Source organism: Providencia sp. PROV024, from assembly GCF_032709665.1.
GTDB lineage: Bacteria > Pseudomonadota > Gammaproteobacteria > Enterobacterales > Enterobacteriaceae > Providencia > Providencia huashanensis.
Genome location: NZ_CP120545.1, coordinates 634,135 through 648,016 on the forward strand (window position 1 = coordinate 634,135; position 13,882 = coordinate 648,016).

The following is a 13,882-nucleotide window of genomic DNA, read 5'->3' on the forward strand; positions in this document are numbered from 1 at the left end:
AATGAAAAAGACGTGCGTTAATATCGTCACGTCTTCTTTCCAACTGGTTTTATGGCGATTAACTTTTAATAAAAAACTCTAAATCTGCTTTACCTTGATACTCGCCACTTGCAACCTCGGGCGTTCGACACAGTGCCCAAGAAATATCAAACAACATGGTTTTCTGCGTATTCTTTACACCAAGGTCTATTTCTTCTCCGTTGAAACTCATTAGCCTTGAGTTTGTGGAGTCATTACAATTTAAATTTATAGATTTTCCAGTTTCATAAATGCTACCAATAACCCAAGGTAAAACCTCTGATTTCATAGTGCTATCAACAGGTTTTAAGAGTAACTTTTTGGGGTTTGATGCATCGTAATCAGTGTCTTTTGCTTTCGCTATCATTCTGATGGTGTCTTGTTTACTACCATTACAGGTGACTGTTAATGACGATTTATGCAGTGACTGCATTTCATCTAAAAAGGAGTGTTTAATTTGGCTATTAGTCACATTACTTACTTCACAATAACGCAAAATGGTGATGTCAGCATCGATATTTAAACGAATGGCACTTCTTGCTGCATTATATCCACTAGTCATAAAATACAATGGAATATTGTTGCTGTACTGCATCTTTCCTGATGGCAAATTACTATCAACATATAATAATTGGGGACGAGAAACAGATAATGTCAGGTTTTTTCGCCCACCTTTAGGTACCGCTCGGTAACTGTCTGATGGATAAAAGCACGCTCCAGTGATTCCTGATTTCGAAATTTCGCTGAGTTTTGGGCTATTATCTCTGGTAAAAAAAGTACCATGGTAAGAAGGCTCTAGCCGATTAGAATATTTGCTAATAATTAAATCATAATCCAATTGTGGCACCAGATACGCGTTAACTCCCCCTTGGCTATTAACTAATGGGGCACCATAAATAACGTTAAGCATATAAGGTATCCTCCCAAAACCGGATAAATCGCATCCCGATTGGCTATTACTGATCCCCAGTAATGGTAGCGTTTCTAACCAATATTTGCTGTCAGTATTATCGTAAATGGGTTCAACATTTAAGACGGTATCCCCAGTTAAGGTTCCTTGGACTTCTTGTGCGACCCGATCCGATGATGTGAGATCGATGACTCCATGTAATTTTAGTGTTGCGGTACCGACAACCGCTGACTCACATGAAAGAGATACTCCTAACATGCCAAGAAATAAAATTGGGATGAGGCTTCGCCGCGTATAAGTATTTTTTCTCGGTATTTTTGTGTTCATCATCATCGTTATATCTCGACCACAGAAAAGAGGAAGAGGGCATTGTAATTTTACTACCTCAAACTCACAATAAAGGAATGACTCAGTATAATCGACGCCAGTTTAATTTATTCGTCGTATGACGATGCTAATATCAATAAAACATCAGAATATCAAATAAAACACAAAAGATCTGAAGACAATAATAATAATTCTTCGGCAGTCAGATATAAATAAGTATGAGCTACCCCGTCAGAAACTGGTTCTAATAGCTATCCACTGAAAGCCATATGCGATTTAGGTTCATTGTTGAGGACGGATGAACAATAAACTGATTTAATTGATATTATTGTATTAATAACTAGTTATTCGTTAGGTTAGAAAGAATACAGATGATATGAAGGGAAAGCCATGGCGGCTTTCCCTGTGCCTTTAGTTTTTAATAACCGCGCTCTAAAATAGGCTTTAAAAACCTTGCAGTATGTGATTTTTCACACTCAGCGACTTCTTCAGGAGTGCCGGAAATTAAAATTTCACCACCACCACTACCACCTTCAGGGCCTAAGTCGACAATCCAATCTGCCGTTTTAATCACATCAAGGTTATGTTCAATGACAACGATGGTGTTTCCTTGGTCACGTAACTGATGTAAAACAGCTAATAACTGTTGAATATCAGCAAAATGCAGACCCGTTGTTGGTTCATCTAAAATATAAATAGTTTGCCCAGTACCCCGTTTAGATAGCTCTTTGGCGAGTTTTACTCGTTGGGCTTCACCACCGGATAATGTGGTCGCGGATTGGCCAAGACGAATATAGGATAAACCTACGTCCATCAGGGTTTGTAGCTTACGAGCGAGTGCTGGGACGGCATCAAAAAATTCACGAGACTCTTCGATTGTCATATCGAGGACTTCATGAATACTTTTCCCTTTGTATTTGATTTCTAACGTTTCACGGTTATAGCGTTTGCCTTTACATTGGTCGCAAGGGACATACACATCAGGCAGAAAGTGCATTTCTACTTTAATGACCCCATCACCTTGGCATGCCTCACAGCGCCCACCTTTGACGTTGAAACTAAAGCGCCCCGGGTTGTAACCACGTGTTCTTGACTCAGGAACACCGGCAAATAGCTCACGAATTGGTGTAAACACCCCCGTATAGGTGGCAGGGTTTGAACGAGGCGTACGGCCAATAGGGCTTTGGTCAATATCGATAACTTTATCGAAATGTTCTATACCTTCTACATCCAAATAAGGGGCTGGAGTAATGGTTGTTGCACCATTTAGTTGGCGTTGAGCTATAGGGAATAAAGTATCGTTAATTAGTGTTGATTTACCAGAGCCTGATACCCCTGTGATACAAGTAAATAGACCAACAGGGATTTTTAGCGTCACATTTTTTAGGTTGTTACCCTTAGCACCAAATACAGTGAGTATTTTGTCTTTGTTAATAGGGACACGTTGCTGAGGGATTTCTATTTTACGCTCACCACTTAAATACTTACCGGTTAAAGAGTCAGGGTTCGTGACAATATCATTTAATGTGCCTTGAGCGACAACTTGCCCACCATGTACACCGGCCCCAGGCCCAATATCAATCACATGATCAGCGGCGCGAATGGCATCTTCGTCATGCTCTACGACGATAACAGTATTACCAAGATTACGCAGGTGGATTAACGTTTCGAGTAAGCGGTCGTTATCACGCTGGTGTAAGCCGATTGAAGGTTCATCAAGAACATACATCACCCCGACTAAACCAGCCCCAATCTGGCTTGCCAAACGAATACGCTGAGCTTCCCCACCAGACAAGGTATCCGCAGAACGTGAAAGACTAAGGTAATTAAGCCCCACATTAACTAAGAATTTCAGCCGCTCGCCAATTTCTTTTAATACTTTTTCTGCGATCTGCGCACGTTGACCCGTGAGTTTTAGATTTTGGAAAAACGCCATTGCGTGGCCAATGCTGTAATCAGCAATTTCAGGTAATGTTGTATTCTCAACAAAAACAAAGCGCGCTTCTTTACGCAAACGGGTTCCGTGACAAGAAACACAAGGGCGATTGCTTATGTATTTGGCGAGTTCTTCACGTACCGCAGTGGATTCTGTTTCTTTATAACGGCGCTCCATATTATTGAGCACCCCTTCAAATGGGTGACGACGAACAGTGACATCGCCACGGTCGTTACGATATTTAAATTCGATCGTTTCTTTGCCTGAACCGTATAAAATAATTTTTTGGATAGCAGGACTTAATGAACTGTATGGCGCTTCTGCGTCAAATTTATAATGTTCTGCTAATGACATTATCATTTGAAAATAATAAAAATTACGGCGATCCCAGCCACGAATAGCCCCGCCAGACAGGGATATTTCTGTATTTTGGATAACCCGTTCAGGGTCAAAGAACTGCTGAACACCTAAGCCATCACAACTTGGGCAAGCCCCCGCTGGATTGTTAAAGGAAAACAGCCGTGGCTCAAGTTCCATCATGCTGTAACCACACACCGAACAGGCAAAATTAGCAGAAAAAACCAATTCTTCTGCACTTGGGTCATCCATATCGGCAACAATAGCACTACCACCGGAAAGCTCGAGTGCGGTCTCAAAGGATTCGGCTAAACGTTGGGCGATATCATCACGAATTTTAAAGCGGTCGACAACAACCTCAATCGTGTGTTTTTTTTGTAATTCGAGCTTTGGAGGATCAGAAAGATCGCAGACTTCGCCATCAATTCTTGCTCGGATATAACCCTGTGTTGCTAAGTTATCAAGTAACTTAACGTGCTCGCCTTTGCGTTCTTTAACGACAGGAGCCAATAACATCATCCGGCGGTCGGTAGGCTGCGCTAGTACATTGTCAACCATTTGGCTAACTGTTTGTGCTGCTAGTGGTATGTCATGATCAGGGCAACGAGGTTCACCGACACGAGCAAATAATAAACGTAGATAATCATGAATTTCAGTGATTGTCCCGACAGTTGACCGTGGGTTATGTGAAGTCGATTTTTGTTCAATCGAAATGGCTGGAGATAGCCCCTCAATATGGTCGACATCCGGTTTTTCCATTAAAGAAAGAAACTGGCGTGCATAGGCGGATAGGGACTCAACATAGCGGCGCTGACCCTCGGCATATAGGGTATCAAAAGCTAAAGATGACTTCCCAGAGCCAGACAAACCCGTAATAACAATCAGTTTGTCACGAGGGATAACGAGATTGATGTTTTTCAGATTATGCGTGCGTGCGCCGCGTACTTCGATATTATCCATTTACCACTTCCCGGATGATTTGATATTGAACAATCGCAAGCGATCATTATCACATAATTATGGCTGAATGGATATACAGTACTTGCCATATTTTTCTACTACTCCTATTTAAATTCTTAGTGCTGTTGGTTGTGCTTGGCTAGGTAGTTACATACTTATATATACCTTTGTAATGCCTTCGCTTGCCGCCTAGCTATGAATTAAACAGTCTAGAGTGGGGAGTTTTAGTCTTAAAAATGTACAATTATACATAAGCTCAAGGGAAGAACGAATTTGTCGAAGGGGAAACGGTGAATTATTTTGTGTCTATACTGAAATTGCACTCAGAAATTACACTAAAATTTGGAAAGTGTTTCGCAAGTTCGAGGGGGAGTTTCAATTTCGTGGTGCAAATCAGCGAGGTCGTGGTAAACTTCTCGGCTAATCCAGAGATTAAAATTCAATGCATCAGGAGTAATAAATGGCCAGCAGAGGCGTAAATAAAGTAATTCTTATCGGTAACCTAGGACAAGATCCAGAAATCCGTTATATGCCTAACGGTGGGGCTGTGGCAAACCTGACTCTGGCAACTTCTGAAAGTTGGCGCGATAAGCAAACCGGCGAGATGCGTGAAAAAACAGAATGGCACCGCGTGGTTATTTTCGGCAAATTAGCTGAGGTTGCGGGTGAATATTTAAAAAAAGGTTCACAAGTCTACATCGAAGGTTCTTTGCAAACCCGTAAATGGCAAGATCAAAGCGGTCAAGACCGTTACACCACTGAAGTTGTTGTTAATATCGGTGGTTCAATGCAAATGCTAGGTGGTCGTGGTGGTGATTCGTCATCACAAGGGCAAGGCGGTCAGGGGGGTTGGGGTCAGCCTCAGCAGCCACAAGCTCAAGCTGCTCAACAATTTAGTGGCGGTGGTGCGCCAGCTCGTTCACAAGCACCAGCACCACAAACTAATGAGCCACCAATGGATTTCGATGATGATATTCCATTTTAATTATCAATATAATTAGAGGAATATATTAAATATAATGAAGGCTTCCTTGTGAGGCCTTTATTTTTATCTTAATAAATTAAATAATAACTTTAAACCTTAAGAGATTATTAATTTTAAATTAAGAGTTTCTTAAATTAATATTTTCTTAAGGTAATAATAGAAAAAGCTCCAGTAATTAACTTACATGGAGCTTTGTATTGAAGGTTGAATAAAAGAATATACAAATTTTATTTTCATATTGCGTATCAGGCAACTTTGGGTTCCAGTAGTAAAGGGTCATTTTGGCTTTCACCGGAAATTCGGTAAATTGACGGTGATGTACCTAAATATGCTCTGAACCGCTTTGCAAATGATTGCTGGGAGTCGAATTGGTATTTTATTGCTATATCAATAACTTGAAGGTCGGTCGTGCAGAGGTCCTTTGCTGCTTCACATATCCGCCTTCGGCGAATATATTCACCTAAAGGTATCCCAACAACTTTGCGAAATACCCTCTGTAAATGCCACTTCGTATATCCCGATTTTAGTGCAATATCGTCGAGTAATAGACGATTGGTTAAGTTCATTTCAATCCAAACTAATATCTCATTGACAACTGTAGATTGAAATTCCGTGTATTTCCCTTGGTAGGGAACAGTAATTTCTTTATACATAATATTTTCCTACTAGTTACTTTTTAATCATATCTCTGATTATGTAAATTACCAATAAATAAAAGATAAACAGATATAAATACAGGCTGTTAATTTGTGAAATAACAATAATGCAAAATTTTAATTAGTACTCAACCAGTGTTGTTTGACTTATGGTGATATATTTATGGAGCAACAAACTATCATGAACTTGTTTTTACACCATAAGCACAGAATTAAGATGTGAGTATTAAATGGTTTATTGGTGCGTTGGAATATATCTTTTTAACTGCCAAAAACCGACCAAAATTGCGATGGATATAACAACGGATAAGATATTCATCACTTGCCACCCTAGAGTGAAAAACAACATACCCGCAGCTAAGCTGCCAATTCCCCCAAAAAAATAAATAAGAAAATCCGTCATTCCTTGTACTTTGGCACGTTCATGTATTTCATAGGTGTGTGGTAGCAGGTTGGTCGTGCTGATAAGAATTAAATTCCATGCTACACCGACAAAAATACCCGCGAAAAGATAGTTATAAAAATGGTTAGCGAGTAAGTTCATGACAGCAGATAAAATTAATAAAACAATACCGCAGAAAATAATGCGTTTTGCGCCTAAATGATGAATTAATGTGCCCGTAAAGAATGATGGAGCGAACATGCCAAGTACATGAAACTGAAATACAATTGCAATTGAAGAAAAGGGGAAATCATGTTGCTTCATAGATAAAGGAATTGAGGCAAAAGTAAAGACAACAATGGCGTAACCTGCAGCACTAACAATTGCAATCAGCATTAAAATTGGCTGTAAATACAAATCCTTATAGCTACGTTTAACTAAGGTTTTGTCTGTTGTGGACTTAACAGCCTTCTTCAAGGGGACAATTAATAATAAAAGAAAAGCGATAAGATAAATGATGCCTAATGTGATAAATGGGCCAGCAAAAGGGTATTCTGCAAAAAATCCTTGGGTGGTAACCGCTAGGGTTGGGCCAATTAACGCAGCAGCAATGCCCCCACTCATAACAAGCCCAATAGCTTTAGCTCGCAAAGAAACAGGAGCTTCCTCGATTGCCGCAAAACGAAATTGTTGTGCAGTGCCTATTGCAATACCAGTGAAAAATAGCCCGATAGAAAAATAAATTAAGCTACTTTCTAAAACGCCAAGTATAGATAACCCAGCACCAATTAACCCGCCAATGTTGCCAATAATAAATCCTATTTTTCTTGAGTACCTTTGCATTACATAGGCAATTGGGATGGTTGCGAGGATCAAACCAATATACTGGCTTAATAATGGGAGCGTTGCGTAAGTGGGGTTTGTTGCCAATTTTTCTCCAACCACGACAGCAACAGAAAGTACAATGGCATTTCCGGTTATAAACAATGCAAGCGTCGTTGTTAACCACCAAACGGATTTTGGCATAAGCCCTCTCTCAACTAAAAGTTATTAAAATCAAGTAATAAGATATTTTTAATAGGGTAATTCTGTAGAATATTACATAAGGTACTACTTCAAGTTGACTTTAAGTCAAGTCTTAATGTAGGGTAAAAAAGGAAAATTTAATCAAAATTTAATTCTGAGTTTATTGATATACCCAGTTTATTCGTTGGTTTAGGAGGAGTGTGATGTATATCTCATTTGAGATTAGTAGAAATTAAAACGCAAAAAAATGATTGTCATCATCAGAAATTTATGTTTTCTTAAAGAAAGCAAGAACAATAATCAAATAAGTTAAACCAAATAAACTAAACAGGAAAACCCCGTGAACATGACTTTTAATCACTCAAACCTACTACTAACCGCGCCATGTGCCGCGGTGGTCGTGCGTGTGGTGGTGGTCGTGGGCTTAGCGCCGTAACGGGTACAAATCAACGCAGATTTAGAAACCCCGCCGGCGCAAACCGAGCGGGGTTTTTTATTACCTTCCGCTTGGGGTCGCAGGCTAGCAAAGGATAATTATGATGAGCGGATCGGGCACTACATCACCACATAAAACCTGTTTTACAGGGGCAGAGTTAATCGTCTATTTATTAGAAAAACATGGTATTACTATTGTTTCGGGCATTCCTGGCGGGGCGGCTTTACCGTTCTATGATGCTTTAGGGAAAAGTAAGCAAATTCAGCATATTTTGGCTCGTCATGAGCAAGGTGCGGGGTTTATTGCGCAAGGGATCGCGCGTACTACAGGGAAAGCGGCCGTTTGCATTTCTTCAAGTGGTCCGGGCGCGACCAACTTAGTGACCGCCATTGCGGATGCAAAACTGGATTCTATCCCGCTAGTTTGTATTACAGCTCAAGTTTCCTCATCAATGATTGGGACCGATGCATTTCAGGAAGTTGATACCTATGGTATTTCTATTCCTGTCACTAAACATAATTATTTAGTTCGTTCTATCAATGAATTACCTCAAGTTATTTGTGATGCTTTTCGTATAGCAGAGTCAGGGCGTCCGGGACCTGTTTGGATTGATATTCCAAAGGATGTTCAAACTGCCACTATTGAACTGACTGAAATACCAGAAGTATTACCGAAAGATAAAGCGCCAGCATTTGATATGGAAAAAGTTCTGCAAGCAGCTGAAATGATTAATAATGCGAAGCGCCCAGTACTGTATTTTGGTGGTGGGGTTATTAGTTCTGATTCAACAGAAACAGCGATTGCGTTTGCGGAAAAAGCCTCATTACCGACGACGATGACCTTAATGGCGCTTGGCACTATCCCTATGCGACACCCATTATATTTAGGTATGTTAGGCATGCATGCTGCTGCTAGCACAAATATGGTCATGGAAGAGTCTGATTTATTAATTGTTATTGGCGCACGCTTTGACGATAGAGCAATCGGGAAGGCAGAGAAGTTTTGCCCTAATGCAAAAATCATTCATGTGGATATCGATAAAGCGGAAATTAGTAAAATTAAACGACCAGATATCGCCATTCACGCAGATGCAGGGCAGATCTTGGAACTATTATTACCTTTAGTTGAACGTAATGAACGTAATGAACGTACTGAATGGGTTAATCAAGTTAGTGAATTGAAAAATAAATACCCATTGGATCTCCGCGAGGCAGACAACCCGTTAAATCATTATGGATTAGTTCTTTCTACTGCGCGGGCTGCGGGTGAAGATGCGATTATCACAACTGATGTTGGGCAACACCAAATGTGGGCAGCTCAGGCTTATCCATTATCGCGCCCTCGCCAATGGCTGACTTCTGGTGGTTTAGGCACCATGGGGTTTGGTTTACCAGCGGCGATTGGAGCCGCATTAGCCGAGCCAGACAAAACGGTTGTTTGTTTTTCGGGTGATGGCAGCTTGATGATGAATATTCAAGAGCTGGCGACAGCCGCCGAGCACCAATTAAATATAAAAATTGTTTTGATGAATAACCAAGCGTTGGGAATGGTACATCAACAACAGGATCTGTTCTTTGAGAATCGTATATTTGCGGCAGCTTATCCTTATCAAACTGATTTTATTAAGATAGCGGCAGGTTTTGGCTTACAAACGTGTGATTTAAATAATGAAGAAGATCCTGAAATGGCACTGGAAAGGGTGATGAATACCAAAGGCCCTTGTTTGATCCATGTTTTAATTGATGTTAACCAGAAGGTTTATCCAATGGTTCCACCAGGCGCAGCTAACATTGATATGATTGGAGCTTAATTATGGCATTTGAACATCACCCAATAGCTTTAGAGTTAATTGTTCGTAACCATCCCGGCGTGATGTCACATATATGTGGCTTATTCGCACGCAGAGCTTTTAACGTTGATGGCATTCTTTGTATGCCAATTAAAAATAAAGATGAAAGCCGGATATGGCTGTTGGTGCAAAAAGACGAGCGTCTATCACAAATGATTAATCAAGTTGAAAAGCTTGAAGATGTGAGAGAAGTTCGTTTCAGTGACGATTTACGTCTCTTCGAAACCATGCAGAATTATTTGCAGTAATGCTTATCAGCACCTTTTTTAATAGCCTACACAATGCGTGTGGGCTTTTTTTATCATGATTAATTTTCAACGTAGTATCATAAATAAGGGTTTCCTAAAGCGAACAAAGGTGATATAAATTTAAGCGGTTATAGAAATAGTTTAGGGAATGAAAAGCGAATACATTCTGCTAAATTGAATAATAAAAGGTACGAAAGTTATGCAGAACAACATTTATCTCACCAATACTTACCAATATGAAGTAGAAACAGTTCTATTAAAACAAGGTAGTGACGAGGAAGGGCACTGGGTTGCACTACAAGATAACATTTTCCATCCACAAGGTGGTGGGCAACCCGCCGATACTGCTTGGGTTAATAATGAGCCCGTTCGTATTAAGAAACACCTAAACGGTTTGATTGTTGCTTATCTCCCTGATGGGATAAATTTAAATTTAGAGAGCACCGTTGTTGCAGCCATTGACGGAGAAAAACGTCAACGATATGCCGCACTGCATACCGCAGGGCATTTGTTAAACTGGGAATTACGGCGTTTTGGCTGGCTTGCACAAAAAGGGCATCATTTTCCTGATGAATCTCGAGTCGAGTTTTGTATGATGGATGGTGAGGTTGTGCCGTTTGAAAAACTGGATAGTCAATATATTGAAGATATTGTTAATCAAAGCATTAGCAGTGGCCGGAAAGTTGAAATAAAACAAAACGACGAGCTGAGGATCAGTTATATCGACCAAACTGAAGAAATGCCATGCGGAGGAACGCACGTTGGTTCATTGGATAGCATTACGCATTTTTCAATTAAGTCGATGAAATATAAAAAAGGGACGTTGCGCATTAGCTATGATGCACAACATGCCTCGGTTTAAACACCTTCGCTGATATGGGAGTAAGTCATGACTACAGTCGCTTGTAACTCTCCCTCTATGCATAAATAAGAATGTGGAAAATCACCGCTAAATGCATAAAAATCGCCTGCTTCTAGAATGATGTTTTGATCGTTATGCAAACGCAACATTAGTGAACCTGAATTCACCATAATGTGCTCATGGGTTCCACTCATATGCGCAGGGCTATTAATAATAGCCCCTCTTTTCATGGTTAATTGCCAGATTTCGGAGATATTCCCCATACTAATACGGAATTTAAATTGCTGTGAATATTCCTCTTCACTCGAGGACCCTTTGACAAAGTAGGGATAAGCTTCATGTTGGCGTGTAAATAAATCGCTAAGCGGAAAACGCAGCGCGATGGCAATCGATTCTAATGTATCAATACGTGGGTTTGAATCGCCGGATTCTAATTTGGATAATGCGGCTTTTGAGATCCCAGATAGGCGAGATAGTTCATTCAAAGAAAGGTTTCTAGCTTGCCTAAGTAAACGGATCTTTTGACCAATTTTTATATTAATTTTTTTATCCACAATATGGCTTTCCCTAAATTCCAATTCATTATGCTAATTCTACATGACTCAGTAGAACTAATCACATATTCTCCATCTTATATTGTATTTAAAGAGGTTATTTTATTTTTTGATATAGTATTTAAAATTTACCCACAAAAAAATAAGGCTATTTAATCTGTCCTAAAAAATTTATAGTGAGAGTATCAAAAATTTTAGGAGTTAAATCAGTATGCCGTTTGGGTTATTAACGCCAGAGATGGCGATTTGTTTTGTGACTTTACTTTTCGCTTATTTGGTTTTTGGTATGGCGGGGTTTGGCTCAGCTCTTATCGCAACTCCTGTGCTGGCTATGTATTTGCCCTTAAGTATGATTGTCCCAATATTAGCGCTAATTGATTTAACTGCGGCCATTTTAAATTTATTTAGAGATGGGAAAAAAGCCGATTATCAAGAGATAAAATGGATAATTCCACTAATGGTAATAGGAAGTTTAATTGGAGCCGCTATTTTATTAAAAACGCGACCGGATATTTTAGTATTATTACTGGGTTTGTTCGTGATCGGTTATGTATTAAACACTTTCTTCTCCAAGAAAGTGAAAACACCATTTTCCAAAGCACTTGTTGTTCCATTCAGTTTAATAGGCGGTATTTTCAGTGCCTTATTTGGTAGTGGTGGGTTTATCTATGCGATGTATTTATCGAGCCGAATTGAAGATAAACAACGTTTTCGTATCACTCAGATGACACTGATTGGCTTTAGTACTCTTACCAGAGTAATCATATTCTTGGTTATGGGTGTTTATCTAAATATTGATATTTTATTGATTGCTTTGGCATTTTCCCCGGCAATGTTAATCGGTATTTGGGCGGGTAGGCATATTACCTTAAAAATTTCCCGTGAAGCATTTTTGAAAATTATTAATATTGTTATTTTAGTCTCAGGAATCGCATTGTTATATCGATATTTTTTTGTTCTTTAGTTCATCTAAGGCATTAAAATAAATAATACAATCTGCTTTTGTAGAGATAAATAGCGGAATATATTAGTCATGCTACAATTGATGAGCTAACTATAGTTTTCATTAGTGGCTTATTGGTTTTTTATTTTAAATAGTTATTTATTCATGGAGTTAAAACCTGTTTCTTTTGAAGAGGAAACGAGTTAAGTTCAAAATGAGCTCTGATAATCAGTTTTTGCAAAATTGTCGTCGTTCCCCGTTTTTCGCTATTTTTACGATCACCATGAGTATTGCTGTTATTGGTATCGTGATCGGGTTAAGTATACCGATGGTCGCGCTTAGGTTACATAATTATGGTGTCAATGAATTGTATATTGGCATTATTTCCGCAGCACCTGCGTTAGGGATGTTTTTAATCGCGCCTGTAGTCCAACGTATTGTGTTATGGTCAGGTAAGCGAAAGGCCATGTTATTGGCAACCATCATTTCTGCTGTGAGTTTATTGCCATTACTCAGTACCTTACCGCTGTGGTTATTATTTCCTTTGCGGCTCGTTACTGGTTTGGCTAGTGGTGTGATGATTTGTTTAGGGGAAACGTGGATCAATGAACTATCCCCAGAAAATAAGCGGGGCCGCATATTGGCGATTTATACGACTGTCTTTACAGTGAGCCAATTACTCGGGCCATCATTTATTGCTTATTATGGCGTGGAAGACAAATCACCATTATTAATTTGTACATTGATCCATTTAATTTCGGTGGCGTTATTTCTTTTGATGGATCAAAAAGTTGGTGATCATTCCGCAGAGGCTGCCGCGAAGTCTAATTTCTCTATTATTCAGTTTGTAAAAATTGCCCCAGGTATTTGCGGTGGGATTTTATTTTTTGCTTTTTTTGATGGCACTATTCTATCTATGTTTCCAATCTATGGGATGGGGATGGGCCACACAGAGGCTGTTGCTGCATTAATGATTAGCGCAATTTTAGCCGGTGATGCGATTATGCAACTGCCGTTTGGCTGGCTAGCTGACCATATGAATAGAGAAAAACTGTATCGAATTTGTGGTGTTGTGACATTAGGTGCAAGTTTTTTACTCCCTTTTTTGATAGACCAACCTTATCTTATTTGGGGGTTGTTGTTTGTTTTAGGGGCAACAGCAGGGGCAATTTACACCATCGCATTAGTCCAGATAGGCCAGTATTTTAAAGGGAATGAATTAATTGTAGCGAATGCTGCTGCCGCTATGCTGTGGGGGATCGGTAATTTATCTGGGCCGTTGTTAGGGGGCATTGCTACATCTATTTCACCTTCAGGCCTACCAGTGTTACTGATTTTATCTGCGGCTATCTTTTTATGGTTTACTCGTGAGAAGTACAGTGCTCAATCTATTGAACAATTAACAAATTAATTAATTTAGCGGTGCACTCAGG

Annotated in this window: 12 protein-coding genes; 7 read left to right on the top strand and 5 right to left on the bottom strand. The window is 39.6% G+C overall.

Features of this window, described 5'->3' with window-relative positions; translation table 11 throughout:
* Positions 1–58 precede the first annotated feature (58 nt).
* The gene (locus P3L56_RS02755; protein WP_166687583.1) at positions 59–1,261 is read right to left on the bottom strand and encodes a hypothetical protein; all 1,203 of its coding nucleotides are present in this window, start codon (positions 1,259–1,261) and stop codon (positions 59–61) included.
* A 412-nt stretch (positions 1,262–1,673) separates the two neighbouring features.
* The gene (gene uvrA, locus P3L56_RS02760; RefSeq protein ID WP_042848856.1) at positions 1,674–4,508 is read right to left on the bottom strand and encodes an excinuclease ABC subunit UvrA; all 2,835 of its coding nucleotides are present in this window, start codon (positions 4,506–4,508) and stop codon (positions 1,674–1,676) included.
* 460 nt (positions 4,509–4,968) lie between these two features.
* Between uvrA and P3L56_RS02765 the strand changes: the two genes are divergently transcribed.
* Positions 4,969–5,493, top strand: coding sequence for a single-stranded DNA-binding protein (locus tag P3L56_RS02765; RefSeq protein ID WP_042848855.1), 525 nt, complete (start codon positions 4,969–4,971; stop codon positions 5,491–5,493).
* Between the two features lie 245 nt (positions 5,494–5,738).
* Here the strand turns inward: P3L56_RS02765 and P3L56_RS02770 are convergent, their stop codons facing one another.
* Together P3L56_RS02770 and P3L56_RS02775 are read right to left on the bottom strand one after the other, a co-directional pair.
* A complete protein-coding gene (locus P3L56_RS02770; protein ID WP_198861122.1) occupies positions 5,739–6,146 on the bottom strand; it encodes a helix-turn-helix domain-containing protein in 408 nt (135 codons plus the stop codon).
* 238 nt (positions 6,147–6,384) lie between these two features.
* The gene (locus tag P3L56_RS02775) at positions 6,385–7,557 is read right to left on the bottom strand and encodes an MFS transporter (protein ID WP_042848852.1); all 1,173 of its coding nucleotides are present in this window, start codon (positions 7,555–7,557) and stop codon (positions 6,385–6,387) included.
* Between the two features lie 346 nt (positions 7,558–7,903).
* Here P3L56_RS02775 and ivbL point away from each other — a divergent pair, with 346 nt between their 5' ends.
* The 4 genes from ivbL to P3L56_RS02795 all read left to right on the top strand — a co-directional run bounded on the left by ivbL (position 7,904) and on the right by P3L56_RS02795 (position 10,952).
* Complete coding sequence (ivbL, locus tag P3L56_RS02780) at positions 7,904–7,993, top strand: ilvB operon leader peptide IvbL (RefSeq protein ID WP_105880933.1); 90 nt, start codon at positions 7,904–7,906, stop codon at positions 7,991–7,993.
* Positions 7,994–8,096: 103 nt separating this feature from the next.
* The gene (ilvB, locus tag P3L56_RS02785) at positions 8,097–9,803 is read left to right on the top strand and encodes an acetolactate synthase large subunit (RefSeq protein ID WP_272686223.1); all 1,707 of its coding nucleotides are present in this window, start codon (positions 8,097–8,099) and stop codon (positions 9,801–9,803) included.
* 2 nt (positions 9,804–9,805) lie between these two features.
* Entirely contained in the window at positions 9,806–10,090 is a 285-nt protein-coding gene (gene ilvN / locus P3L56_RS02790) for an acetolactate synthase small subunit (protein ID WP_042848850.1), read from the top strand.
* Between the two features lie 199 nt (positions 10,091–10,289).
* A complete protein-coding gene (locus P3L56_RS02795) occupies positions 10,290–10,952 on the top strand; it encodes an alanyl-tRNA synthetase (RefSeq protein ID WP_042848849.1) in 663 nt (220 codons plus the stop codon).
* Here the strand turns inward: P3L56_RS02795 and P3L56_RS02800 are convergent.
* The gene (locus tag P3L56_RS02800) at positions 10,949–11,506 is read right to left on the bottom strand and encodes a helix-turn-helix domain-containing protein (protein ID WP_042848848.1); all 558 of its coding nucleotides are present in this window, start codon (positions 11,504–11,506) and stop codon (positions 10,949–10,951) included. The genes P3L56_RS02795 and P3L56_RS02800 overlap by 4 nt on opposite strands.
* 211 nt (positions 11,507–11,717) lie before the next feature.
* Between P3L56_RS02800 and P3L56_RS02805 the strand changes: the two genes are divergently transcribed.
* Both P3L56_RS02805 and P3L56_RS02810 read left to right on the top strand, forming a co-directional pair.
* Positions 11,718–12,470 carry a sulfite exporter TauE/SafE family protein gene (locus tag P3L56_RS02805; RefSeq protein WP_042848847.1) on the top strand — a complete coding sequence of 251 codons (753 nt, stop codon included), beginning with the start codon at positions 11,718–11,720 and terminating at the stop codon, positions 12,468–12,470.
* 193 nt (positions 12,471–12,663) lie between these two features.
* Positions 12,664–13,860: an MFS transporter gene (locus P3L56_RS02810; protein WP_048608645.1), complete on the top strand. Its 1,197-nt coding sequence runs from the start codon at positions 12,664–12,666 to the stop codon at positions 13,858–13,860.
* Positions 13,861–13,882: the final 22 nt, after the last annotated feature.